The 23070-nt window shown below is 63.3% G+C and carries 24 protein-coding genes and 1 pseudogene; 5 read left to right on the top strand and 20 right to left on the bottom strand.

Annotated features, from left to right (window positions below; genetic code table 11):
* Positions 1-7: 7 nt before the first annotated feature.
* The 13 genes and pseudogenes from lpxB to DH10_RS04890 all read right to left on the bottom strand — a co-directional run bounded on the left by lpxB (position 8) and on the right by DH10_RS04890 (position 13114).
* On the bottom strand, positions 8-1195 hold the full coding sequence (gene lpxB / locus DH10_RS04830) for a lipid-A-disaccharide synthase (protein WP_192384324.1): 1188 nt from the start codon (positions 1193-1195) through the stop codon (positions 8-10).
* On the bottom strand, positions 1185-2099 hold the full coding sequence (locus tag DH10_RS04835) for an LpxI family protein (RefSeq protein ID WP_192384326.1): 915 nt from the start codon (positions 2097-2099) through the stop codon (positions 1185-1187). Before DH10_RS04835 ends, lpxB begins: the two co-directional genes overlap by 11 nt.
* The gene (gene lpxA, locus DH10_RS04840; RefSeq protein WP_192384328.1) at positions 2074-2910 is read right to left on the bottom strand and encodes an acyl-ACP--UDP-N-acetylglucosamine O-acyltransferase; all 837 of its coding nucleotides are present in this window, start codon (positions 2908-2910) and stop codon (positions 2074-2076) included. The genes DH10_RS04835 and lpxA overlap by 26 nt, the downstream gene beginning before the upstream one ends.
* 15 nt (positions 2911-2925) lie before the next feature.
* A complete protein-coding gene (gene fabZ / locus DH10_RS04845) occupies positions 2926-3387 on the bottom strand; it encodes a 3-hydroxyacyl-ACP dehydratase FabZ (RefSeq protein ID WP_192245194.1) in 462 nt (153 codons plus the stop codon).
* Positions 3380-4435: a UDP-3-O-(3-hydroxymyristoyl)glucosamine N-acyltransferase gene (gene lpxD / locus DH10_RS04850; protein WP_192384330.1), complete on the bottom strand. Its 1056-nt coding sequence runs from the start codon at positions 4433-4435 to the stop codon at positions 3380-3382. The genes fabZ and lpxD overlap by 8 nt, the downstream gene beginning before the upstream one ends.
* Before the next feature lie 78 nt (positions 4436-4513).
* Positions 4514-6886, bottom strand: a complete 2373-nt coding sequence (gene bamA, locus DH10_RS04855; RefSeq protein WP_192384332.1) for an outer membrane protein assembly factor BamA — start codon at positions 6884-6886, stop codon at positions 4514-4516.
* 218 nt (positions 6887-7104) lie between these two features.
* Complete coding sequence (gene rseP / locus DH10_RS04860) at positions 7105-8247, bottom strand: RIP metalloprotease RseP (RefSeq protein WP_192245201.1); 1143 nt, start codon at positions 8245-8247, stop codon at positions 7105-7107.
* Between the two features lie 103 nt (positions 8248-8350).
* The gene (locus tag DH10_RS04865; RefSeq protein WP_192245203.1) at positions 8351-9166 is read right to left on the bottom strand and encodes a phosphatidate cytidylyltransferase; all 816 of its coding nucleotides are present in this window, start codon (positions 9164-9166) and stop codon (positions 8351-8353) included.
* 11 nt (positions 9167-9177) lie between these two features.
* Positions 9178-9909, bottom strand: a pseudogene (locus tag DH10_RS04870) (isoprenyl transferase); the annotation flags it as partial.
* Positions 9910-9929: 20 nt separating this feature from the next.
* Positions 9930-10484: a ribosome recycling factor gene (gene frr, locus DH10_RS04875; RefSeq protein ID WP_192245207.1), complete on the bottom strand. Its 555-nt coding sequence runs from the start codon at positions 10482-10484 to the stop codon at positions 9930-9932.
* A 90-nt stretch (positions 10485-10574) separates the two neighbouring features.
* Positions 10575-11297 (bottom strand): UMP kinase, encoded by a 723-nt coding sequence (pyrH, locus tag DH10_RS04880; protein ID WP_059188649.1) that lies wholly within the window; start codon positions 11295-11297, stop codon positions 10575-10577.
* A 150-nt stretch (positions 11298-11447) separates the two neighbouring features.
* Entirely contained in the window at positions 11448-12557 is a 1110-nt protein-coding gene (locus DH10_RS04885; RefSeq protein WP_192245209.1) for an aldo/keto reductase, read from the bottom strand.
* Between the two features lie 29 nt (positions 12558-12586).
* The gene (locus tag DH10_RS04890) at positions 12587-13114 is read right to left on the bottom strand and encodes a nuclear transport factor 2 family protein (protein WP_192245211.1); all 528 of its coding nucleotides are present in this window, start codon (positions 13112-13114) and stop codon (positions 12587-12589) included.
* A 108-nt stretch (positions 13115-13222) separates the two neighbouring features.
* Here DH10_RS04890 and DH10_RS04895 point away from each other — a divergent pair, with 108 nt between their 5' ends.
* Positions 13223-14149, top strand: a complete 927-nt coding sequence (locus DH10_RS04895; protein ID WP_192384335.1) for a LysR family transcriptional regulator — start codon at positions 13223-13225, stop codon at positions 14147-14149.
* A gap of 27 nt (positions 14150-14176) precedes the next feature.
* On the opposite strand, the gene tsf is transcribed toward DH10_RS04895, so the two are convergent.
* From tsf to DH10_RS04925, 6 genes are all read right to left on the bottom strand, one after another.
* Positions 14177-15097: a translation elongation factor Ts gene (gene tsf, locus DH10_RS04900; protein ID WP_192384337.1), complete on the bottom strand. Its 921-nt coding sequence runs from the start codon at positions 15095-15097 to the stop codon at positions 14177-14179.
* Between the two features lie 119 nt (positions 15098-15216).
* Positions 15217-15996, bottom strand: a complete 780-nt coding sequence (gene rpsB / locus DH10_RS04905; RefSeq protein WP_192384339.1) for a 30S ribosomal protein S2 — start codon at positions 15994-15996, stop codon at positions 15217-15219.
* Between the two features lie 175 nt (positions 15997-16171).
* Complete coding sequence (locus DH10_RS04910; RefSeq protein ID WP_192384341.1) at positions 16172-16783, bottom strand: LysE family translocator; 612 nt, start codon at positions 16781-16783, stop codon at positions 16172-16174.
* Positions 16780-17058: a DUF4031 domain-containing protein gene (locus tag DH10_RS04915; RefSeq protein ID WP_192384343.1), complete on the bottom strand. Its 279-nt coding sequence runs from the start codon at positions 17056-17058 to the stop codon at positions 16780-16782. The genes DH10_RS04910 and DH10_RS04915 overlap by 4 nt, the downstream gene beginning before the upstream one ends.
* 57 nt (positions 17059-17115) lie before the next feature.
* The gene (locus DH10_RS04920) at positions 17116-18411 is read right to left on the bottom strand and encodes a hypothetical protein (RefSeq protein ID WP_192384345.1); all 1296 of its coding nucleotides are present in this window, start codon (positions 18409-18411) and stop codon (positions 17116-17118) included.
* Positions 18412-18507: 96 nt separating this feature from the next.
* On the bottom strand, positions 18508-19338 hold the full coding sequence (locus DH10_RS04925; RefSeq protein WP_192384347.1) for a cell envelope integrity EipB family protein: 831 nt from the start codon (positions 19336-19338) through the stop codon (positions 18508-18510).
* A gap of 138 nt (positions 19339-19476) precedes the next feature.
* On the opposite strand from DH10_RS04925, the gene DH10_RS04930 reads away from it, so the two are divergent.
* The 3 genes from DH10_RS04930 to DH10_RS04940 are packed head-to-tail and all read left to right on the top strand — an operon-like array spanning position 19477 to position 21951.
* On the top strand, positions 19477-19941 hold the full coding sequence (locus DH10_RS04930) for a RidA family protein (RefSeq protein WP_192384349.1): 465 nt from the start codon (positions 19477-19479) through the stop codon (positions 19939-19941).
* A 12-nt stretch (positions 19942-19953) separates the two neighbouring features.
* Positions 19954-20682, top strand: a complete 729-nt coding sequence (locus DH10_RS04935) for a glycerophosphodiester phosphodiesterase (protein ID WP_192384351.1) — start codon at positions 19954-19956, stop codon at positions 20680-20682.
* A gap of 54 nt (positions 20683-20736) precedes the next feature.
* Positions 20737-21951, top strand: a complete 1215-nt coding sequence (locus DH10_RS04940) for a GNAT family N-acetyltransferase (RefSeq protein WP_192384353.1) — start codon at positions 20737-20739, stop codon at positions 21949-21951.
* Between the two features lie 24 nt (positions 21952-21975).
* Here the strand turns inward: DH10_RS04940 and DH10_RS04945 are convergent, their stop codons facing one another.
* On the bottom strand, positions 21976-22140 hold the full coding sequence (locus tag DH10_RS04945) for a cytochrome oxidase subunit III (protein WP_192384355.1): 165 nt from the start codon (positions 22138-22140) through the stop codon (positions 21976-21978).
* A gap of 352 nt (positions 22141-22492) precedes the next feature.
* Here DH10_RS04945 and DH10_RS04950 point away from each other — a divergent pair, with 352 nt between their 5' ends.
* Positions 22493-22915 (top strand): HIT family protein, encoded by a 423-nt coding sequence (locus DH10_RS04950; RefSeq protein ID WP_192245229.1) that lies wholly within the window; start codon positions 22493-22495, stop codon positions 22913-22915.
* Positions 22916-23070 lie beyond the last annotated feature (155 nt).

Raw genomic sequence — 23070 nt, forward strand, 5'->3', positions numbered from 1 at the left:
AAGATGCCTACTGCCCACTGCCTACTGCCTTCTTCATGCATCCCAACACCACCTCGGCCGCGATCTCCCCCGATGGCCTCTCCGTTGCCATGCGCCTGGCGATCTCGGCGAAACCTGCCTTCTGCCAGGCGCGCACGCCGGTATCGGCAAACAGGGCTTCCAGCTGACGCGCCAGGTTCTCCGGCCTGACATACTGATCGTAGAACTCCGGCACCAGCGCGCGATCGGCGATCAGATTGGGCAGCAGCGCCGACCACGTCGTCACCAGGTGCTGCAGCAATTGCCGCGCTATCGGGTCGAGCTTGTAGCTGGAGACCATCGGAACACCGGATAGCGCCAGCTCCAGCGAAACCGTTCCGGACGCGATCAGAGCCGCGTCGGCCTTGCCGAAAGCCTGCCATTTGCGCTCCGGGTCGGTGATGATCTCGGGCTTCTCGTCCCAACTCGCGACCGACGTTTTCACCAAGTCAGCGACATGCGGCACCGTCGGCAGCAGCAGGCGCAACCGGTGGCCGCGCTGGCGCAGGACCGACATTGCCTTGCCGAACGGCTCGATCAGCCGACGCACCTCGCCGCGGCGTGAGCCCGGCAGCACCAGCAGCGTCTTGACGCGATCCTCCGACAGGTCGCGCGGCAAGCTCTGCGCCTTGACGGCGCCGAGTACGCCAGGATCCTGCGTCAGCCGGTGGCCGACATAGGTGCCGGGTGGCCCGCCGAGCCGGGCAAGCGCCTTCACTTCGAAAGGCAGAATGCAAAGGATGTGATCGACATAGGGTTTCATTGCCGCCGCCCTGCCCGGTCGCCACGCCCAAACGCTCGGGCAGACATAGTGGACGATCGGGATAGTTGGCGCGGCGGCACGGACCTTTTTGGCAACGCGCAACGAAAAGTCAGGGCTGTCGATGGTGATCAGGCAATCCGGCCGCTCCGCCGCAATGGTGGCTGCCGTCTGGCTGATCCGGCGCATCAGCCGCGGCAGGTCGCGCAAGACGGCGCTGAAGCCCATCAGCGCGATCTCGCTGCCGTCGAAGAGCGGTGTCAGCCCCAGTTCCTGCAGATGCCGGCCGCCAATGCCGACGAGCTGGATCTTACGGCCGGTGGTCTTCTCGAGCGCGCGCACGATGTCAGCGCCGAGCAGGTCGCCGGATTCCTCGCCGGCGACGATGGCGATCCTGAGCGGCTTCTCACCGACCATCAGCCGGCTCCGTCGCGGGAAGCCCGACGATGAACAAGCCAAGCGCATTGGCTCGCGCCAATGTCGTCGGGCCTTCGAGAATGAGCGAGCGGCCGGCTTCAACGCCTATGCCGGCAAGGCCGGCGGCATGTGCCGCCTCGACCGTCTGCGGACCGATCGAGGGCAGGTCGGCGCGCAGTTCCTGACCCGGCTTGGCGCATTTGACGAGCACGCCGCGCGTCTTTCCGGCGAGCCGGCCGTGCCCGCGCAATTCGCGTGTCCTTTCGAGCAGGCCCTTGGTGCCTTCGATGCCTTCCAGCGCAATCACCCTTCCTCCGACCGCAATCGCCGCCTGGCCGATGTCCAGCGCGCCGATCGCCTTGGCCGCCGCACGGCCTGCCTCGATATCGCGCCAATCCGATTGCTTAGGTCCTGTGGCGGTGAGTGTGCCCTCGCCGGCGGTAAGCTCCGCGACGATCTCATGTGCGCCGACAACCGTGATGCCGCGCTTTTCCAGCCCGCGGGTAAGAACCTTCAAAAGTCCGTCGTCGCCGCGCGCCAGCGCAATGATCACCGAGGGAATTATCGCCAGCAGACCGGGAGTCGGGCGTATCTTGGTGAGCCGTGGCCTGCGCCTGATCTCGCCGGCCAGAACCAGGTGGCTGATGCCTTGGCGTTTCAGCAAGGGAAGCAAGGAGCCGATGTCTTCCAGCGCGAGCGTCGCCTGCTCATAGGCGGCGAAGTCCGCTTCGCGATCCACCTCGCCCTTGGCCAGGATGATGAAAGGCGGATGTCCTTGCTTGGCCAGGCCTTCCGCCACCTCGACCGGCAGGCTGCCGCCACCGGCAATGATGCCGACCCTGGAGCCCGGCGCGAGAGCAAGCCTTGCTTCGGCGGGCTCAGCCCTCGTCATCGCCGTCGTCATTGCCGCCGCCACCCTTGAGCGACGGGACGGCATAGTGCCGCTTGCCACGGCTGGTGATGAAGTCGATGATCTTCATGGCCGTTGGCGACGAGGCGAATTCGGCCTTGGCGATTTCCACGTTCTCGCCAACGGTCCGGGAGCGGTCGAAAATCGTCCTATAGGCCTTGCGCAGCAGGTAGATCTCAGAGCGCGGCAGGCCGGAGCGCTTCAAGCCGATGATGTTGAGGCCACGCAGGCTGGCGCGATTGCCGACGGCAATGGCATAGGGGATGACGTCGCCGACAAAGGCCGAGCACCCACCGAGAAAGGCGTTGTCGCCGACACGCACGAATTGATGAACGGCGCTGAGGCCGCCGATATAGACGTTGTCGCCGATCTCGCAATGCCCGCCGAGCGTTGCCCCATTGGCGAAGGTGGCGTTCTTGCCGACGACGCAATCGTGGGCGATGTGGGCATAGGCCAGGAAATTGCCGTTGTCGCCCACGGTCGTCTCACCCCGGCTGGAATCCGTGCCGAGATGCATGGTGACACCTTCGCGGATCGTGCAGTTCTCGCCGATGACCAGCGTGGTGCGGCCGCCCTTGTGCTTTGTGTTCTGCGGCGGGCCACCCAGGATCGCCATCGGATAGACCTTGGTCGCGGCGCCGATGGTGGTCGCGCCCATCACCGCGACGTGGCTGACCAACTCGACACGGTCACCGATCACCGCGTCGGCGCTGACATGGCAGAATGGCCCGATGCGGACGCCCTCGCCGATCTGGGCCCCTTCTTCGACGACCGAGGAAGGATGGATTGATGTCGCAACTTTCATGAGCATTTCGAACCGTCAGCCGGTGACCATCATAGCCGAAACTTCGGCTTCGGCGGCTTTTGCGCCATCCACTATCGCCTCGCAGGCGAATTTCAGCAGGTTGCCGCGCTTCTTGATTTTCTTGACGTGAATCCTGAGCTGATCGCCCGGAACGACCGGCTTGCGGAACTTCGCGTTGTCGATGGTCATGAAATAAACCAGCGACGGCTTTTCCGTGTTGAGGCTGCGGATGCAGATCGCGCCCGCGGTCTGCGCCATAGCCTCGATGATGAGCACGCCCGGCATCACCGGCTGCTGCGGAAAATGACCCTGGAAATGCGGCTCGTTGATGGTCACGTTCTTGATGCCGACCGCGGACTCGTCGCCGTCGATATCGACGATGCGGTCGATCAGCAGGAACGGATAGCGGTGCGGCAGGAGCTTCATGAGCCCCATTATGTCGACCGCCTCGAGTGTCGTTGCCACCATGTCAGCCATTTCCGTCGCCCTGCTTGCGCGTCCTGGCCAGCCTGCGCAGCATCGCGATCTCGCGCATGGCTTCCGCCATCGGCTGCGCCGGATAGCCTCCCCAGACCTCGCCCGCCGGCACGTTGCTCATGAATCCGCTTCTCGCAGCAAGCTTGGCTCCCGGACCAATGGTCAAATGATCGGCGAGACCGACACCGCCACCCATGGTAACGTTGTCGCCCACGACGACGGAACCGGAAATACCCGAAAGCCCGGCTATAATGCAATTGCGACCGATGCGGACATTGTGGGCGATCTGCACCAGATTGTCGATCTTGGTGCCTTGTCCGATGACGGTGTCGGACATCGCGCCGCGATCGACGGTCGAGTTGGAGCCGATCTCGACATCGTCCTGGATAATGACGCGGCCGATCTGCGGCACGCGCTCAGGGCCCTTGGCGCCGGCCACGAAGCCAAAGCCGTCCTGGCCGATCCTTGCGCCGCCATGGATGATGACGCGATTGCCGATCAGCGCATATTGGATGCTGGCGCCCGGGCCGACGTAGCCGTCGCGGCCTATCTTGCAGGAACGGCCAATGACGGCATGCGGCGCAATGACCGTGCCGGCGCCAATCGAGGCATCGGGACCGATCACGGCGCCCGCCTCCACGATAGCGCCGGTTTCGACGTGCGCGGACGGATCGATATGCGCCTGCGGCGAAATGCCGGTTTCGCCGGTCATCGGCCCTGGAGTGGCAGCTTGCGGAAAGAGCAGCCGCCCCACCATGGCGAAGGCCTGCTGCGGGCGCGGATGCACCAGCACCGCGATCCCTTGCGGGGCTCTGGTGGCGAAGTCGGCGGGACAGAGAACGGCAGCCGCCTTGAGCGCCTGCATCAAAGCGAAATTGCGCTTGCCGTCGACAAAGACAAGCGCACCATCGCCGCCCTCATTGGCGGGTGCCAGCGCTTCGATGGCGATATCGGCCTGCGAGGCATCAACGAGATTGGCGCCGGTCAGATTCGCGACCTCGCCGGCCGTATACCGGCGTGAAGGCGCGAAGAACACCGGATCGGTCATTCCACAAACATTATCCAGCTCGGTCGGATCAGTCTATTCCGGGCCATCAGGCGGCCCGGAAACATCGTAACCCGCGGATTAGAAACGGGTCGCTATGCCGAAGTTGAATTCCTGCACGTCGTCGCCCGGCTGCTTCTCGACCGGAATCGCATAATCGATGCGGATCGGCCCGAACGGCGAAGCCCACATCAGGCCGACGCCGACCGAAGCGCGCAAATGCATGTCAGCCGATCCCGGCTTGATCAGGCTTGGGTCAAGCTTGTTGCCATAGAGCGTCGCCGCGTCGGCGAACACCGCGCCACGCAGGCCGAAGCTTTCCGGAATGACCGGCAGCGGGAACTGGGCTTCCGCCGACGCATTGAAATAGGTCGTGCCGCCGAGATGGTCGCCGCTGCTGTCGCTGGCAATCGGGCCAATGCCGCCATAGGCGAAACCGCGGATCATGCGGTCGTTGCTCTGGAAGTGATCGAAGATACGCAGATCGCCATTGCCGTAGCCTGCGATATAGCCCGCGCCGCCCGACACCAGGCCGACCAGGTCGAGCTGCTCGGACAAGGTCTGGTACACGCTTGCACGGCCGGTCAACTTCACCCACTTGGCGTCACCGCCGAGACCAGCGACCTCCGTCGTGCCGGTGATATAAAGACCCTCATGCGGGTTCTTCATGTCGTCGATCGTGTTGTAGACCAGACCGAGACTGACCGAAGACTTGACCCACGGGCTTTCGGCAACGCCGTCCCGTATCGCCTGGGAAATGGTGCACTTGCTCGGATCGTAGTTCCCGCTTGCGTCCAAGCAGCCATCCGCAAGGGTATATTTCTCTTGCGAGATATTATACGCCAGCTGCGTCGAGATGCTGTCGGTGATCGGCAGACCGAAGCGGATGGTCGCGCCGGTGACGTCAGTGTCGTAGTGATTGTACTCACGGGTCGACTTATAGATATCGAAGCCCGCCGCAATGCGCCGGCCGAGGAAATACGGCTCGGTGAAGGAGATCGCGTAGTCGCGCGAGTGCTTGCCGCCGCCGGCCGACAGCTTGATGTACTGGCCGCGGCCGAGGAAGTTGCGCTCGGTGATCGAACCTTCGACGGATGGGCCCGGCGTGTCGCCACCGGTCGAATAGCCGGCGCCGACCGAGAACTCGCCGGTCGACTTCTCGACCACGTCAACGACCAGGACGACCTGGTCGGGAGCCGATCCGGGAACAGTCGAGATGTCGACTTTTTCAAAGTAATCCAGTGCTTCCAGCCGCTTCTTCGCGCGCTGGATGAGAACCTGATTGAACGCGTCGCCTTCGCTGACGTCGAATTCGCGGCGGATGACATAGTCGCGCGTGCGGTCGTTGCCGCGGATTTCGATGCGCTCGACATAGGCCTTGGTGCCCTGGTCGATGGTGTAGACGACCGAGATCGTATGATTCTCGAAATTGCGGTCGCCGCGCGGCGTCACCTGGGCAAAGGCGTAGCCCGAACCGGCGACCTTCTCGGTCAGCGCGACAATCGAATCCTCGACGTCCTTGGCGTTGTAGACATCGCCCTTGTGGGTCTCGACCACCGATTCCAGCGACTTGGAGTCGACTTCGGGAATGGTGCTCTCGACGCTGATGTCGCCGAAGGTGTAGCGCTCGCCTTCCTGCACGGTGATGGTGACCGTGTATTTGTTGGTGGTGTCGTCGAGCTCGCCGACAGCGGAAACGACCTGGAAGTCGGCATAGCCGTGATTGTAGTAGAAGCGACGCAGCAGCTCCTGGTCGGCGCGCAGCTTGTCCTCGTCATAGACGTCGTCGCGCAGCACGAACGAAAGCCAGGACGAACGTTTGGTGTTGATCACGTCCGAAAGGCGGCGGCTGGAAAACGCGCTGTTGCCAACGAAGTTGATGGCCGCGATCTGGGTACGGCCGCCTTCGTTGATGTTGAAGACCACGTTGACGCGATTGTCGCCGAGATCCATGATCTGGGTGGTCACGGCAGCGTCGTCGCGGCCGATGCGCCGATAGGCGGCCTTGACCGCCTCGACGTCGGCATCGAGCGCCTGCTGCGAGAAGGTCGCGCGCGGCTTCAGCTGGATGGCAGCCTGGAGCGCGTTGTCCTTGAGCTTCTTGTTGCCCTGGAACAGGACCTGGTTGACGACCTTGTATTCGGAAACCTTGACGACCAGGGTCGAGCCGACCTGATTGATCTGGACGTCCGAGAACAGCCCGGTGCCGAACAGCGCCTTCACGGCGCTATCGATATCGGCGCTTGAAAACGCCTTGCCGGGCTTGATCGAGATGTAGTTGCGGATGGTTTCGGCATCGACACGCTGGTTGCCGCTGACCTCTACCCTGCTGACCACCGCTGCTTCGGCTACCGATGTGGCAACGAACTGCACTGCGAGCGCGCCTGGCAAAACCAGGGCGGCGGACAAAGCCGCCGCGGACGCGGCGCTCAGAAACTTGGATGCTGCCTTCATCGGGCTTTTGTACCTTTTTCTCGTAGTCCCCACGGCGAGAAAACCGGACGTGCGGTATTTTCCCTTACCGTATTAACCGGATTTTCCCTACACGCAAGGCTCCCGGTTAATTTGTATTTACTTAACCCTGATGCGTGGCTTTCGCGTCACGCATATCCCCACGCATGGTAAACGGCGTCTCAATATGGCCGGGCCCGAAGCCAAATTTCTTCATGATTTCAGCACCCAAACAGATCATTCCAAAAAACGAAGCCCATGAATCCGAGCACCAGAAAGAGACCCGCCCGGTAGGCTATCTCCATCATCCGCTCCGACACAGGCCGCCTTATGACGGCCTCCACGCCGTAGAACAAGAGGTGGCCGCCGTCGAGAGGAGGAATCGGCAGAAGATTGAGAATCCCTATCCCGACTGACAAGAATGCAACAAGCTGCACCAGCCACTCGAAGCCGAGCTTGGCTGCCTGACCCGACATTTTTGCGATCTTGATCGGTCCGCCGAGCTGACACTTGTCCTCGCGCCCGATGACAAACCGCTTCAGGAACTGGCCGGTGCGCTCGATGACATGCCCGGTTTCCTCGAAAGCCGCCGCCAGCGCGCCCGCGGGCGTGTAGGAGACCAATCGCGGCTGCCCGAGCTCGGCGTTGTTGGCGACGCCGATGATCGCCACCTTGACCTTGTTGCCCAGCGCATCCTGCTGCTCCATCGGCTCCGGCGTCGCCGTGACGGTGATTTCGGTGCCGTCGCGCAACATGGTGAAAGTGATGGCGTCGCCGGCGCGGCCCGAGACCAGGCGCTGAACGTCGGCGAAGGTCTCCACCTTGCTGCCGTCGACTTTGACGAATCGGTCACCGGGCTGGATGCCTGCCCGCGCCGCCGGGCTGCCGGCGGTGACTTCGGCCACGGTCGGCTCCATGACCGGGCGGCCGTATAGCGAGAACAGCACCGCGAAGACGGCGATCGTCAGCAGGAAATTGAACAGCGGTCCGGCGACGACGGTCGCCGCGCGTTTCCAGATCGGCTGGGTATGGAAGGCGACCTTGCGCTCGGCCTCGGTCAGCGATTCGAGGTCTTCGGCGCTCAGCTGGCTCGATGACGCATTCATGTCGCCGACGAATTTGACGTAGCCGCCGAGCGGGATGGCGCAAAGCTTCCAGCGGGTGCCGTGGCGGTCGTTGAAACCAAAGAGTTCCGGGCCGAAGCCGATGGCAAAAGCCTTCACTCCGATGCCGCACCAGCGGCCGACAAGGTAGTGGCCCATCTCATGGACGAACACCACGACGGTAAGCACGAACAGGAACGGCACCAGGGTGCCGAGGACAAAGCCTTGCGTGCTGAAGAGCGCGTGAAGAATCTCGTTCAAGTCATGCCCTCAAATTCGCCCAGCGCGACCGTCCGCCGCGACTGTGGCATCAATCCGGGCGAATCCGTGGCACGCGTCGTTTTTCGCCCAGCGGCGACGCCATTCAGTTTGGAAACAGCCCCGTTGCCGGATGATCGGCGCCCGCCGCAATCCAACCGATGACGTACAGGGCAAAAGCCGCCGCGACAAGCCCATCGACCCTGTCCATGACACCGCCATGCCCAGGAATCAGATTGCTCGAATCCTTGCAGCCGTGCCGACGCTTGACCCAGGATTCGAAGAGGTCGCCGACCTGCGAGACGATCGAGAGCACCAGCGCCACGAGACCGAGCATGACGAGATTGTCCGCTCTGGCCGCGATTGCCAGCAGCAGTCCGGCGACAACACCGCCGACGGCGCCGCCAAGCGCGCCGCTTTGCGTCTTGCCGGGCGAGATCGACGGCGCCAGCTTCGGGCCGCCGACCGCGCGGCCGACGAAATAGGCCGCTATGTCGGTCGCCCAGACCACCGCGAACAGAAAGAGAATGGCGATCAAGCCGGCATGGTCGCTACCACGCAGCAGCGCCAGCGACAGGCTGGAGAGAGACGCATAGGCCAGGCCGGCTGCGTCCCAATGCGTCGTTCCGCGCATCTGAGCGCCGGCGACGGTGATGACGACCAGCGCCACCACAAGGATCAGAAGCCAGGCCGCCGGCACGCCGGCAATCAGGGTGCCGACAAAAGCCAGCAACAGCGCCTCCGGCAAAAAGCCCAGGCTCCCGCCGGTAGCAGGGCGCGACATGCGCGACCATTCGTAGAATATGATGGAGGCAAGGAAGCTGCAGAACAGCCGGAACGGCAGCCCCCCGAGCCAGGTGAGCGCAAGCGTGACCGCCGCCATCACGATGGCCGAGATGACGCGCTGCTGGAGATTGCTCATCGATGCCGGCGCTACAAGGCGACGTCGCGGGCGGCGAGCCCGCCGAAACGGCGCTCCCGGCCGGCAAAGTCGCGCAGGGCGTCGGCGAGATGCTCCCGGCTGAAGTCCGGCCAGTAACAGGGCAGGAAGACGAGCTCACTGTAGGCGGCCTGCCACAAGAGGAAGTTCGACAGCCTGAGCTCGCCGCTGGTGCGGACCACCAGGTCGGGATCGGGAATGCCTTCGGTGTCGAGCGAACCGGCAAAGCTCTCCATCGTGATCGCGTCGCTTGTCATCTCGCCGCGCGCCACGGCGGCGGCAAGCTTGCGCGCGGTGCGCACGATCTCGTCGCGGCCGCCATAGTTGAAGGCGATGACCAGCGTCAGCGCCTCGTTGGCCGCGGTCAGCGATTCGGCTTCCTGCAGCAGGCCCCTGATGTCCGGCTGCAGCCCTTCCCTGTCGCCAATCACCCGCACCCGCACGCCGTTCTGGTGCAGTTCGGCGAGATCGCGGCGGATGAAGAGCTTCAAGAGACCCATCAGGTCGCTGACTTCGGATTTCGGCCGCGACCAGTTTTCCGAAGAGAACGCGTAGACCGTCAGGTAGGAGATGCCGAGCTCAGGCGCGGCGCGCACCGTCTTGCGCAAGGCCTCGACGCCGGCGCGATGGCCGGCAAGCCTCGGCATGCCGCGCGCCTTGGCCCAGCGTCCATTTCCGTCCATGATGATCGCGACATGCGCGGGCGTTGCCATGGTCTCGCTTTCGAGCCGGTGAGAAACCGACCCTAAACCTGCATGATTTCAGCTTCCTTATCGGAAAGCAGGTGATCGATGGTGCTGATCATCTCGTCGGTCAGCTTCTGTACCTGGTCGGAGCGCTTGCGATGATCGTCCTCGCTGATCGTGCCGTCCTTTTCGGCCTTCTTGAGGAAATCCATGCCGTCGCGACGGACATGGCGAACCGCGACGCGGGCGTTCTCGGCATAGCCATGCGAGATCTTGACCAGTTCCTTGCGGCGCTGCTCGTTGAGCTCGGGCAAAGGAATCCTCAGATTGGTGCCGTCGACGATCGGATTGAAACCGAGATTGGCTTCGCGGATAGCCCGGTCGACGGCGCTGACCATCGACTTGTCCCAGACCGAGACCGAAATCATGCGCGGCTCCGGCACCGTGACGTTGGCCACCTGGTTGATCGGCATCGTCGTGCCATAGGCCTGCACCTGGACGGCGTCGAGCAGGTTGCTGGAGGCGCGACCGGTGCGCAGCGAAGCGAGATCGTGCTTGAAGGCCGCGACCGCCCCGTCCATGCGCCGCTTGAGATCGTCATACTCGCCACTCATGATCATCTCCTCGACCCGTTCGCCGGGTTCACTGCTTGTCTTCTAGTCTCGTCCGGAAACCGGCAATTATTTAGCCGACCCCGGCCCCGGTCAATTGTCCGCGACGATCGTGCAACGGCCGCCGCCCCTCAGAATTTCGCCGAAACCACCTTTTTCGTGGATCGAATAGACGATTATCGGAATGTTGTTTTCGCGCGCAAGTGCAATCGCGGCCGTATCCATGATCGTAAGCCCGCGTTTTATGACTTCGGCATGACTTATGCGGTCGAAGCGCACCGCGTTCGGATCCTTTTTCGGGTCGGCCGAATAGACGCCATCGACCTGCGTGCCCTTGAACAGCGCGTCGGCGCCGATCTCGGCGGCGCGCAGCGCCGCGGCCGAATCGGTGGTGAAGAACGGATTGCCGGTGCCGCCGGCGAAGATCACCACCTTGCCCTGGTTCATATAGGCGGTCGCCTGGCGCTGCGAGAAGCTTTCGCAGAGCTCCGGCATGGCGATGGCCGAAAGCACCACGGCATCGACGCCGATCTTGTTCAGCGAGGTGCGCAGCGCCAGCGAGTTGATGACGGTGGCGAGCATTCCCATGTGGTCGCCGGTGACGCGGTCGCCGCCCTTGGAGGCGACGGCCACGCCGCGGAAGATGTTGCCGCCGCCGATGACGACGCCGACTTCGATGCCGAGCGCCCGCGCTTCGGCAATGTCGGCCGCGATGCGATCGACGACCGAAACGTCGATGCCGAAATGCTGTTCTCCCATCAACGCTTCGCCCGAAGCTTTCAGCAAGACACGTCGATAGAGGGGCTTCACCGTCATCTGGTTCCTCGAAAATCTCGGCGCGGGCAAATCTGGAGGCGAAAGCTGCCCCGCTTCGCCTGGCGGCGCTGGCACGACGGTTCGACCCGATACACGAAGGGCGCGGCGATGTCACGCCGCGCCCTTGCGCAAAATCCCAGGCTTTTTCGATCAGTTGCTGCTGACGCTGACCGCCTCGCCTTCGATCAGGACCGGCAGAGAATAGCCGGACGGTTTGTCGCCGGTCGCGGCGCCGCCGGTCACCCTCCCCTGGATCTCGGGCCCGAAATAGGAATGTGGGAACGGTGCCGGCATGTTGCTCGCCGAACCGAGCCGCTTGCGGAGCTCTGGAGCAATCGAAAAATCGAGCGCCGCGAGATTGTCCTGCAATTGGGCAAGCTTCGTCGCGCCAAGGATGACTGTGGCGATGCCGGGCTGCGTCGCCGCCCAGTTGAGCGCTACCTGCGCCATGCTGCGGCCGAGTTCGGAAGCCACCTTCTCGAGCTCGGCCACGATTGCCCAGTTGCGGTCGCTGAATTTCTGGAAACCCGGATGCGTGGTGTTGCGAAAACCATCGAGCCGCCCGGCGTTCCCGGCCTGCGTCGGGCGGTATTTGCCGCTGAGCAGCCCGCTGGCCAGCGGGCTCCAGACCATGATGCCGGCGCCGTGACGTGTCGCGAAAGGCACGAATTCATGCTCGATCGTGCGCTCGGTCAGCGAATATTCGAGCTGCAGGGCCGAGATCGGCTCATAGCCGCGCAGTTCGGCGATCGCCTGTGCCCGGCCCGCATACCAGGCCGGCACGTCGGAAAGGCCGACATGGCGTATCTTGCCCGCGCGAACGAGGTCGTCTAGCGTCCGCAACACCTCCTCGGCCGGCGTCAGCCTGTCCCAGACATGCATGAGATAGAGGTCGATATAGTCGGTTCCGAGGCGCTTCAGCGAAGCGTCCACGGCGCGCATGATGTTCTTGCGGCCGTTGCCGCCGGCATTCGGATTGCCGGGATCCATGTTCATCGTGAATTTGGTGGAGATCACCGCCTTGTCGCGCAAGCCGCGCTCGGCGACGAATTCGCCGAGCCAGGTCTCGGCGGTACCGCCCGTGTAGAGATCGGCGGTGTCGAAGAAATTTCCGCCTGCCTCGACATAGGCATCGAACATGGCGCGGGCGGTTTCCCTGTCAGCGCCCCAGCCCCATTCTGTGCCGAAGGTCATGGTGCCCAGTGCCAGCCGGCTGACGCGCAGGCCGCTGTTGCCAAGCGTGTAATAGGTCATGCTCATGATGTGTTCCGATCGTGCTTGATGTCTGACTATTGGCCGGGGGTCGACTTGACCCAGGGATTGCCGCGCTCATGCGTCATGCGGAAGGTGAAGCCGTCGACCTTCCAGCCGGCGCCGGAGCGGATAAGGTGGTGCTCGTAGGTGCCCCAGACTTCCCATAGCGGGTCGCCATTTCCTTCCATCCGGTTCCAGGCATAGCCGTTGGAACGGACGGTCGCCGTATCGGCCTTTATGTCGATCTGATGGTTGGTTCGCAGATGCAGGCTGGTCTTGCTGCCCTTGAGGTTAGCCGCCCAGGTGCCGATCAGGTCGTCGGAGGCGATGGTGGCCGGCGGCTGCCCGGAAAGGCTGCTGAAATCGACCGTGACGCGATCGGCGAAGTAGCTGCGCGCAAGATTCCAGTCCTGCGCATCGACGGCGCGGTCGATGGCATCCGCGATGCGGATGACCGCGCGCTCGTCGGCAAGCGCCTGCCAGCCAGCCGGTTCGGCTCCACCGGCATCGACCGGCGCCAGCGCCAGTCCTGCCACGAAAGTCACATGTCTCAACGCATTCATGTCTCTTCTCCTCGAGCATCAGCCCGCCGCCGATGTGCTGGTGACAATATGGGCCGACGTATCGATAAGATTGCATTGTTCGCAAAGACTGTGCGATATCATTCATGAATGGACAGAGACTTGCTCACACATCTGCCTGTTGTCGTCGCCGTGGCGCGACGCGGCGGCTTCGCGCTTGCAGCGGCCGAGCTCGGCATGAGCCCGTCGGCGGTCAGCCATGCCGTGCGGCTGGTGGAGGAGCGCATCGGGCAGCCGTTGTTCGCGCGTACCACGCGCAGCGTTTCACTGACCGAAGCCGGCAAGGCATTGGTCGAGACGGCGGCCCCTGCCCTTCAGGACATAGCCGAACGGATGGACCACATCCGCGGCATCAAGGGCCGCCCCTCCGGCCTGCTCAGGATCAACGCCTCCAACATCGCGATCCCCTTGGCTGTGACGCCGGTGGTCGCGGCCATGGCTGAGCGCTATCCGGACGTGACGGTCGAGGTTTTCGCCGACCAGGCTCTGGTCGATATCGTGGGTGAAGGTTTCGATGCCGGCATCAGGCTCGGCGAGATGATCGCGCAGGACATGGTCACCGTGCGGCTCACGCCGCCCTTCAGGGCCGTGGTCGTCGCTTCGCCTGCCTATATCGGAAAGTACGGCCGCCCGCGCGACGTGGCCGACCTCGCGAAGCACAATTGCATCGGCTACCGGCTTGTCCGCTCCGGCGGGCTCTATCACTGGGATTTGAACGAGAACGGCAAGGATGTCGTGGTCGAGACCCGCGGCACGGCTGTCGTCACCGATTCGCTCGCGGCTATCGATCTCGCGCTTGCGGGCGTCGGGCTCGCCTATGTGTTCGAGCCGCTGGTGCGCGCCGATCTCGCCGCCGGGCGCCTGGTCCAGATCCTGCCGAAGACGGCGATCGAGGAGCCCGGCCTTTTCCTCTATTTCCCGCGCCGGGCGTCGATGGCGCCGAAGCTCAGAGCCTTTATCGACACCGCTCAAGAGATCGGCCGGGCATCCATGCGGACACCCGGCCGAGTTGCCTGAGCTCTGTAGCCTTACTTTTGCTTCGGGCTATTTCTTGACCGCGGCCGCGACTTCCGCCGCGAAATCGGTCGTTTCCTTCTCGATGCCTTCGCCGAGGGCGAAACGCAGGTAAGCGCTGATCTTGGTCGGAGCCCCGATCTCCTTCTCCGCGTCCTTCAGCGCCTTCTCGACGGTGATGTCGGGGTTGAGCACGAAGGCCTGCTTCAAAAGCACCACCTCTTCGTAAAACTTGCGCAGGCGGCCCTCGACCATCTTCTCGATGATCGCCTCCGGCTTGCCGGTCTGGCGCGCCTGGTCGGCGAATATCGCCTTCTCGCGCTCGACCGCGGCCGGATCGAGTTCCTCCGTGGTCAGCGCCATCGGGTTGGTGGCGGCGACATGCATGGCGACCTGACGGCCGAAGGCGTTCGCCGCGTGCTCATTGCCGGTGGTCTCGATCGCGACCAGCACGCCGAGCTTGCCGAGGCCATCGGCAACGGCATTGTGCACATAGGTCGCGACAGCGCCGTGCGGGACGGTGAGCTTGGCCGAGCGGCGGAAGCCCATATTCTCGCCGATGGTGCCGACCGCGTCCTTGATGGTTTCGGTAACCGACTTGTCGGAACCCGGATACTTGGCCGCGGCCACCGCCTCGGTCGTGCCGTAGGCGAGCGCGACCTTGGCGACGTTGGCGACGATTTCCTGGAAGGCGGCGTTGCGCGCGACGAAGTCGGTCTCGGAATTGACCTCGACGACGGCGGCTTCGCGAACGCCGGAATCGACGCCGATCAGGCCCTCCGCCGCGGTGCGGCCGGCCTTCTTGTCGGCCTTGGAGATGCCCTTCTTGCGCAGCCAGTCGACCGCCTCTTCCATGTTGCCGTTGGTTTCGTTCAACGCCGCCTTGCAGTCCATCATGCCCGCGCCGGTCAAGTCGCGGAGTTCTTTGACCTGTGCAGCCGAAATGCTCATTGTCGCCTCTTTGTTTCAAATGCGCCGACGCACCATCGAGTCCCGATGATGCGCCCGGCAAAAGCGCTTTAGCGCGCCAACTTATTGGAAAGATGAAGGCCGGAACCGGCCTTCGCTTTTCAAGCTTCCGGAGCTTCAGTGGCCGGGGCGTCGAGCGCCGGCTCGACCGGAGCCTCGGCCGACGCGCCGATATCCATGCCGAGCGCGCCCTGCTGACGGGCGATGCCGTCGATGGCAGCCTTTGCGATCAGGTCGCAGTAGAGCTGGATGGCGCGCGCCGCGTCGTCATTGCCGGGGATCGGGAAGTCGATCTTGTCCGGATCGCAGTTCGAATCGATGATGGCGACGACCGGGATGCCGAGGCGCTTGGCCTCGAGGATGGCGATCGCCTCCTTGTTGGTGTCGATGACGAACATCAGGTCCGGCGTCGAGCCCATGTCCTTGATGCCGCCCAGCGCCTTGTTGAGCTTCTCGCGCTCGCGGTCGAGGTTGAGGCGCTCCTTCTTGGTGAGGCCCTGGGCCTCGCCGGCCAGCAACTCGTCGAGCTTGCGCAGGCGCTGGATCGAGTTCGAGATCGTCTTCCAGTTGGTCAGCATGCCGCCCAGCCAACGCGAGTTGACATAGTACTGGGCCGAACGCTGCGCGGCATCGGCGACGATGTCCGAAGCCTGGCGCTTGGTGCCGACGAACAGCACGCGGCCGCCCTTGGCGACGGTGTCGGAAACCTGCTTCAAGGCCTGGTGCAGCAGCGGCACCGTCTGCGACAGGTCGATGATGTGGATGTTGTTGCGGGCGCCATAGATGTAAGGCGCCATCTTCGGGTTCCAGCGGTGGGTCTGGTGGCCGAAGTGAGCACCAGCTTCCAAAAGCTGACGCATGCTGAAATCAGGCAGAGCCATTCTTTAGTTCCTTTCCGGTTGGCCTCCACGGACACAGGCATTTCGGACCTATGTCCTGATGCCACCGGAGGTTTCAGCCGGATTTCTCCCGGGCAGACACCAAAGTCCGTGTGTGGAATGAGCGCGCATATAGAGGGGAAGTGCGACAAACGCAAGCGCTGCCGCGTCTCCCAGTTCAGCGTGCGGCGATCAGCGCACCGGTGCCGATCATAGCGCCGCCGGCGAACTTGTTCATCAGGCGCATGCGCCTCGGTGTTCTGAACCAGACCGAGGCCCGCCCGGCAAGCGACGCATAGACGCCCATTGTGGCGATATTGACGCTGATGACGATAGCGACGACGAGCAGCCCGTCGGCGAAGGTCATGGTATCGAGGTCAAGGATCAGCGGCATGATCGATGCGTGGAACAGGATTGCCTTGGGGTTGCCAAGTGCGATGGAGGCGCCGAGGAAAAACGACCGGGACAGCCTCGCCTGAGGCGCCTGCGACTCAACTGCCTGGGTAGCAGCCGACCGCCACATCCTGATACCGAGAAACACGAGATAGGCCGCACCTGCATATTTCAAGGCGAGAAACACCCATTCGAAGGTCTGTGCCAGCGCCACAAGACCGAGCAATGCCAAGATCACCAGCACGGCGTCACCGGCGGCGATGCCGACACCGGCCATGAATGCCCTGACAAAGCCGCGCGAGACACCGTTGGTGATGACGGTGAACATCGATGGGCCGGGCGTGGCGGCGGCAAGTGTGATCGCCGCGCAGTAGGCCAGAAATGCCGTAAACGTCATGGTCGTATCTTCCCATTCGGCACCCGCACGCGGCGGAAGATCGCGACGATCTCCTCGCGGCTGCATTCGATCGCGCCCAGCCGCACCGCGCGGTCGCGCTCGAAGCCGGTTATGTCATAGTGCGGCGCCGATGTCTTCGGCGGCCCCTGATAGGACGAGTGCTTGAGGCCGAGTTCTGCCGCGAAGCGATGCAATTCGTCGGTGTCGTCGGCCATCAGGTGGCACCAGCGGTGGCCGGCCCATTTCCAGATTGCCGCGTCGACATAGATCGCCATGAGGCTTGCCGCTTCCTCTTTCACGCCAATGGCCCGGCAATCAGCCGAGCCCCGGCGTCAGCGATGATAGAAGGGATTCGGATAGGAAATGAAGCCGCCGCTAGCCTCGAGCCCAGCCACGACAGCGTTGATGGCGCCCTGCATGCGCGAGCGCAGTTCGGCGAGCGCCTCGTCGACCGAACCGTCGTAGTTGTGCAATCCCAAAGGCTCGGGCACGCGAATGTGGACGCAGCGCGGTCCCGCGGGCTGCGGCACGAAGCGGTTGATCGTGTCGCGCAACGTGCCTTTGCAATAATCGTTGCGGATGCGCTTCAGATGCTCGGCGATCTCTTCTTGCGTGATCGTTTGATTGGCGAAGGCCCATGGGCCGACGCGCTGGATGCGCTGGATCGTTTCCGCCAATTTTCGCACGCGCTTCTGCTCTTCGGCGTCTGCCTTGCCCTCGCGCAGCCAGCGGCGCGAGCGCCGTAGCAGCTCGGCCAAGTCGAGGCCGGCGTCGGCAGCCGTGCCTTCGGCGAGCTGCAGGCCAAGCGTGGCCAGCACGCTTTGCTGGCGGGTGGCATAAGAAGCGCCCTCCTCCGCCGTCAGTCCGCAGGCTCGCTCGTCCCGGGTCAGCAGCGTTGAATAGATGCGATAGACGCGTTCCGGCAACGAGCCGCCTCCGGCCCCTTCGATTTTCAGGCTCTTCTCGACATAGACGCATTCCCTGGCGAGCGCCCGCTCGACATTGCCGGTGAAGGCGAGCTTCCAGACCACCGGAGCGACCCAGGCCCTGAAATCCTTGTTCGTTTCGCGACCGCGCTGCAGCGCCTCAAGCCCCATTTCCACCGCGCCGGGAAGCAGTGGCCCGACACAGCCGCCATGCCAGCCGACGCCGCCTTCCGGATGAAGCAGCACGCCATGGCCCTTGAGCGCCCAGTCGACCGAATGCGCCTTGGCGGCTTCGTTGTTGCCGGGGATCTGCGCGATCAGATTGTTGGCCAGCCAGAATTTCTGCATCAGCCGGCCGAGCCCGTTCACCACGCCATGCGTTGCCCAGGACGCGGCAAGCGGGCTGACGCGCGAGACGATCTCCTTGTCGATCATCCAGTCGGTGAAGAATTCGGGATGGTTGGGCGTGATGAATGTTGCCTGCCCCGCGCCGCAGCAGGCCTTCAGACTTTGCTCGTCGGCGGCGGGGAAATCGATGTGGCGGACATTGGCGACACCGCGCAAGCCGGCCAGCCGGTTGAACGGTAACAAGTCGCGAAAGCCCGGAACCCCACGCAGCATGACGATGCGATTGACGATCGTCATTATTTTGATCAGCGCCGGATTGGGTCGCGGCGCCACGAACACGTCGATCCTGCCCAAGCCTCTCCCCCGAAATGCCTTCAGGAAAGCTGGGACAGGATTGCGGCGCCTTCAAGTCAGGCCGCCTCGGCAGGCCGCTTCGTGGTTAACCCGCTGCTATTTCGAGGCCGGGCAAGGCTTGGTCTGATCGAACAGCGACAGGTTCACCAATTTGCCGGTCATCGAGAAGTCGCCATAGTCCATGACGAGATCGCGCGTGATGCCGTTCTCATGCAGCTTGAAGCTGATCCGGTATTCCGGCACCTCTTCGCCGCTTTTGTCGGTGTCGTCGAAATAGGCGATGTTGACCGGCCAGTATTTGTCGGTGGCGAGCTTGGCGAGCGCCGGCGCTTCCGGGTCCGACTTGTCGGCGTCGGTCTTCTTGCCGACGACGATGGTGGTCGTCATCACCTTGTTGGCATCCTCGGAGCCGTCGAACAGATTGGTCTGATAGAAGTTCTCTCCGCTCTCGGCCTTGCCGATCAGCTCGACGAGATGCTGGGTGGGGAACTGCGTGGCGGCCAGCTCGAGCGTGTTCTTCTCGGGCTTGTCGATGTCGACCTTGAGACCTTTCGGCTCCCTGGTCGCCATGCCCTTGACCTCCTTGTCCAAATTCTGGTCGACGAAGGACTTCGTCACGAAGGAGAACGTCTTGCCTTCGGCGTCCTCGAACGTCGTCGTCTGCTGGTCGGTCAGCCTGGTGTTGTCGCTGGTGACGATCTGGGTGACGAAGCGGAACTTCACCGTGTAGCCTTCGCAGGGAGAGCCGTTGAATTCATACACCATGCGCCCGGAGATGCCGGTAATGCCCGAGCGGTCGGACGCCTTATTGAGAGTAAGGTCGTAGACGGCGCGGTGCGCCTGCAGCGCGGGCACGGCAAAGGCCGGAGCCATCGGGATGGCCGCCGACAGGAGGGCGGCGGAAAGGAAAAGGCGCGTCACGCGCATGAAGTGCTCCGATCGTCGCGACCGATGGCAGGCCGCAGGGAAAGATGGTCCAGCTTAAAAAAAGTCGTGGCGGAAGCGAGGCAAAAATAGCAATTTCGGCCCGGCCAACGCGGCGCCTTCCAGCAATAGGGAAAACCAATGAGCGAAACAATCGAAAAGCGGCTAAGCGATCTCGGCGTAACCATCCCGGCCGCCGCCGCGCCCGCCGCAAATTACGTGCCCTACTGCCGGACAGGCAACACGCTCTTCACCGCCGGCCAACTGCCGCTGAAGGACGGCAAGCTGCAGGCAAGCGGATTGCTCGGCCGCGACATCGATACTGCCGCCGGCAGGGAGGGCGCGAAATTCTGCGCCATCAACGTCCTGGCGCAGGCCAAAGCAGCCCTCGGCGATCTCGAAAAAATCCGCCGGCTGGTCAAGATCACGGTCTTCGTCGCCTCGGCGCCGGACTTCGTCGAACAGCATCTGGTCGCCAACGGCGCCTCCGACTTCCTGGTCGCGGGCCTCGGCGAACGCGGCAAGCATGCCCGCTCCGCCGTCGGCACCGCCTCGCTGCCGCTCAATGCCGCGGTCGAGATCGAAGCGATCTTCGAAGTCGAGTAAGAAGAGCCTGAGATGACCGACCTTTCCTGGCTGATTGCCCGCCCGGTTGCGCATCGCGGCTTTCACGACATGAACAAGACGCGCTGGGAAAACACGCTGTCGGCCTTCGCCGCAGCCGTCGAGCGCGGCTATGCGATCGAATGCGACGTGCATATCTCCTCCGACGGCGTGCCGGTCATCATCCACGACGGCGACCTCAAGCGCCTGACCGGCGAGGACGGCTTCGTCTGGCAACGCACTGCGGCCGAACTCACGACGCTCAAGGTGGGCGGCACGAAAGACCATGTGCCGACATTGCAGGAGGCGCTCGACCTGATCGGCGGCCAGGTGCCGCTGGTGGTCGAGCTGAAAGGCGTATCGGGCCACGACGCCGGGCTGGTGGCGAGCGTAGGCAGGCTGCTCAAGCGCTACAAGGGCAAGGTGGCGATCATGTCGTTCGACCACTGGCTGATCCGCGATTTTGCAAAAGATGCGCCGGGCATTCCCGGCGGGTTGACCGCTTATGGCAAGGACAACCAGCTGATCGAGGCGCATTTCGCCATGCTGGCGCACAACCTCGCCTTCACCTCTTACGCCGCCGGCGACCTGCCGAACCCATTCGTCAGCTTCGTTCGCGAAAAGCTCGGGATGCCGGTCATCACCTGGACGGTGCACGACCAGCCGGCGGTCGATCTCACCTTCAAATATGCCGACCAGATGACCTTCGAGGGTTTTGAGCCCGATCTGGTCAAGGTCGCCTGAGGCAGTGCCTGAAACGTGACTTGTAGCTGCCCTGAGGACGCTTAAATAAGCCGCATGGATCAGGGTGACGACGACGATGGACGGACAGCGAATGCGGACTATGCGATCCGCGTCGCGGCGGGCATCGGCGCGTTCACTTGCGAGGAATGGAACGGCTTTGCGGGAACCACGCGCGGCGACAAGGAAAACAGCTACAACCCGCTCGTTTCATTCGCTTTCCTGAGCGCGCTTGAAGATTCCGGCTGTGCCGTGCGGCGCACCGGCTGGCAGGGTCATCACCTCAGGCTCGAGACGGCGCAAGGCAAGCTGCTGGGCGCCGTGCCCTGCTATCTCAAATCGCACAGCCAGGGCGAATATGTCTTCGACCATGGCTGGTCCGACGCCTTCGAGCGCGCCGGCGGGCGCTATTACCCCAAGCTGCAATGTTCGGTGCCCTTCACGCCTGTCACCGGCCCTCGCCTGCTGGTCGGCAAAGGCGAGGACGAAGGCGCGGTAAAGGCCGGCCTCGCCGCCGGCCTGAAATTGGTGACCGATAAGCTCGGCGTGTCCTCCGCGCATGTCACCTTCGCAACGGAGTCCGACACAGCAACGCTGGAAGCGGCGGGTTTCCTGCACCGGACCGACCAGCAGTTCCATTTCTTCAACGAAGGCTTTTCCAGCTATGACGACTTCCTCGCCACGCTTGCCTCGCGCAAACGCAAGGCGATGAAAAAGGAGCGCCGCGAAGCGCTGGCCGATGGCATCTCGATCGACTGGCTGACCGGTAAGGACATCACCGAGCGCGCCTGGGACGAATTCTTTGCCTTCTACATGGATACCGGCGGCAGGAAATGGGGCCGGCCCTATCTCAATCGCCAGTTCTTCTCGCTGATCGGCGAGCGCATGGCCGAGGACATTCTCCTGGTGATGGCCAAGCGCAATGGCCGCTATATCGCTGGCGCCATCAACTTCATCGGCTCCGACGCGCTCTACGGCCGCAACTGGGGCTGCGTCGAGGATCACCCCTTCCTGCATTTTGAGGTCTGCTACCACCAGGCGATCGACTTTGCGATCGAGCGCAAGCTGAAGGTGGTGGAGGCGGGCGCGCAAGGCGAGCACAAGCTGGCACGCGGCTACCAGCCGGTGACCATGCATTCGGCGCACTACATTGCCCACCCCGGCCTGCGCAACGCGGTCGCCGATTACCTTCGCCGCGAGCGGCGCGAGGTCGAGCGGATGGGCGAATATCTCGAAGAGCACACGCCGTTCCGCAAGAACCTCAACGAATAGGTCCGCGCGGCGTTACCCGAGGAATCATTGCGGCTTTCTGGCCGCAATGGGAACGAGGAACGAAAAACGCGCGACCAGGAAAAAGATGCCGCCGCCAAGCGCCAGCAGATCGCCCGCACGCCATGCGGCGGCAATGAAGAACAGCGCCGACACAATGAACAAAAGCCAACCGGCGACAATCCACTTCATGGCCTCTCCATTCTGACGTTGACGTATCAGACGACAAACATCTCCGGTTAGGCAACAGCCAGCGAGCCTCCACTCTTGCGACACAAACAACATTTACGCGGGAAGAAGTCCTAGGCTGCACGTTTACCGCGCAAACGGAATCCGCTAAGTCCCGCCAGAGAACACATCCGGCATCCATGAATGCCGGGCAATGGCTCGGTGTGGCGGGTCTTTTGATTATCCTGCCGCTGGTCGCCTGGTTCGAGCGCAGGCCGGCGACGTGGCATCTCGGCTGGCAGACCGGCCTAATCGGCTTGCCGCTCGGAAGCGGCTTCGCTACACCGGACGAGGACTGCAATCCGGAGTGCCCACCATGGCCGAAGCCTATGATCCCGGCAACATCTTTGCAAAAATCCTGCGCGGAGAGATTCCGTCGCATCGCGTCTATGAGGACGACGCGGTCGTTGCCTTCATGGATGTGATGCCGCAAGGGGTCGGCCACACGCTGGTGCTGCCGAAGGCCCCGTCGCGCAATATCCTCGACGCCGATCCGGCGACGTTCGGTCCGCTGTTTGCCGTGGTGCAGAAAGTGGCGGTGGCCGTGAAGAAGGCCTTCAACGCCGACGGCGTGACGCTCCTGCAGTTCAACGAGCCGGCCTCCGGGCAGACCGTCTACCACCTCCATGTCCACGTCATCCCGCGCTTCGAGGGCGTGCCGTTGAAGCCGCATTCCGGGCAGATGGAAAAGCCGGAGGTGCTGGCCGAGAACGCCGGCAAGATCCGCGCGGCACTGTGAAGCTCGCGGGTCCGCCTACATTGCCGATAGCCTCGGACTGACGAGCCCGATTTCGGTTTGCCGCGAGAACCTCCGCGCGATTTTCGAGTCTAGCCGGCCGCGTGCAGCGCCGGATGAGACCGTTTGCACTCGAATAGTTTGGTTAGGAAATATCG

The organism is Mesorhizobium silamurunense, from assembly GCF_014843825.1.
Taxonomy (GTDB): domain Bacteria; phylum Pseudomonadota; class Alphaproteobacteria; order Rhizobiales; family Rhizobiaceae; genus Mesorhizobium; species Mesorhizobium silamurunense.

What these genes read in the sequence shown, in the direction of transcription:
- lpxB (WP_192384324.1), bottom strand. Translation starts at nt 1,195, where the DNA reads ATGGTCGGTGAGAAGCCGCTCAGGATCGCCATCGTCGCCGGCGAGGAA.
- DH10_RS04835 (WP_192384326.1), bottom strand. Translation starts at nt 2,099, where the DNA reads ATGACGACGGCGATGACGAGGGCTGAGCCCGCCGAAGCAAGGCTTGCT.
- lpxA (WP_192384328.1), bottom strand. Translation starts at nt 2,910, where the DNA reads ATGAAAGTTGCGACATCAATCCATCCTTCCTCGGTCGTCGAAGAAGGG.
- fabZ (WP_192245194.1), bottom strand. Translation starts at nt 3,387, where the DNA reads ATGGCTGACATGGTGGCAACGACACTCGAGGCGGTCGACATAATGGGG.
- lpxD (WP_192384330.1), bottom strand. Translation starts at nt 4,435, where the DNA reads ATGACCGATCCGGTGTTCTTCGCGCCTTCACGCCGGTATACGGCCGGC.
- bamA (WP_192384332.1), bottom strand. Translation starts at nt 6,886, where the DNA reads ATGAAGGCAGCATCCAAGTTTCTGAGCGCCGCGTCCGCGGCGGCTTTG.
- DH10_RS04865 (WP_192245203.1), bottom strand. Translation starts at nt 9,166, where the DNA reads ATGAGCAATCTCCAGCAGCGCGTCATCTCGGCCATCGTGATGGCGGCG.
- frr (WP_192245207.1), bottom strand. Translation starts at nt 10,484, where the DNA reads ATGAGTGGCGAGTATGACGATCTCAAGCGGCGCATGGACGGGGCGGTC.
- pyrH (WP_059188649.1), bottom strand. Translation starts at nt 11,297, where the DNA reads ATGACGGTGAAGCCCCTCTATCGACGTGTCTTGCTGAAAGCTTCGGGC.
- DH10_RS04885 (WP_192245209.1), bottom strand. Translation starts at nt 12,557, where the DNA reads ATGAGCATGACCTATTACACGCTTGGCAACAGCGGCCTGCGCGTCAGC.
- DH10_RS04890 (WP_192245211.1), bottom strand. Translation starts at nt 13,114, where the DNA reads ATGAATGCGTTGAGACATGTGACTTTCGTGGCAGGACTGGCGCTGGCG.
- DH10_RS04895 (WP_192384335.1), top strand. Translation starts at nt 13,223, where the DNA reads ATGGACAGAGACTTGCTCACACATCTGCCTGTTGTCGTCGCCGTGGCG.
- tsf (WP_192384337.1), bottom strand. Translation starts at nt 15,097, where the DNA reads ATGAGCATTTCGGCTGCACAGGTCAAAGAACTCCGCGACTTGACCGGC.
- rpsB (WP_192384339.1), bottom strand. Translation starts at nt 15,996, where the DNA reads ATGGCTCTGCCTGATTTCAGCATGCGTCAGCTTTTGGAAGCTGGTGCT.
- DH10_RS04910 (WP_192384341.1), bottom strand. Translation starts at nt 16,783, where the DNA reads ATGACGTTTACGGCATTTCTGGCCTACTGCGCGGCGATCACACTTGCC.
- DH10_RS04915 (WP_192384343.1), bottom strand. Translation starts at nt 17,058, where the DNA reads ATGGCGATCTATGTCGACGCGGCAATCTGGAAATGGGCCGGCCACCGC.
- DH10_RS04925 (WP_192384347.1), bottom strand. Translation starts at nt 19,338, where the DNA reads ATGCGCGTGACGCGCCTTTTCCTTTCCGCCGCCCTCCTGTCGGCGGCC.
- DH10_RS04930 (WP_192384349.1), top strand. Translation starts at nt 19,477, where the DNA reads ATGAGCGAAACAATCGAAAAGCGGCTAAGCGATCTCGGCGTAACCATC.
- DH10_RS04935 (WP_192384351.1), top strand. Translation starts at nt 19,954, where the DNA reads ATGACCGACCTTTCCTGGCTGATTGCCCGCCCGGTTGCGCATCGCGGC.
- DH10_RS04940 (WP_192384353.1), top strand. Translation starts at nt 20,737, where the DNA reads ATGGATCAGGGTGACGACGACGATGGACGGACAGCGAATGCGGACTAT.
- DH10_RS04945 (WP_192384355.1), bottom strand. Translation starts at nt 22,140, where the DNA reads ATGAAGTGGATTGTCGCCGGTTGGCTTTTGTTCATTGTGTCGGCGCTG.
- DH10_RS04950 (WP_192245229.1), top strand. Translation starts at nt 22,493, where the DNA reads ATGGCCGAAGCCTATGATCCCGGCAACATCTTTGCAAAAATCCTGCGC.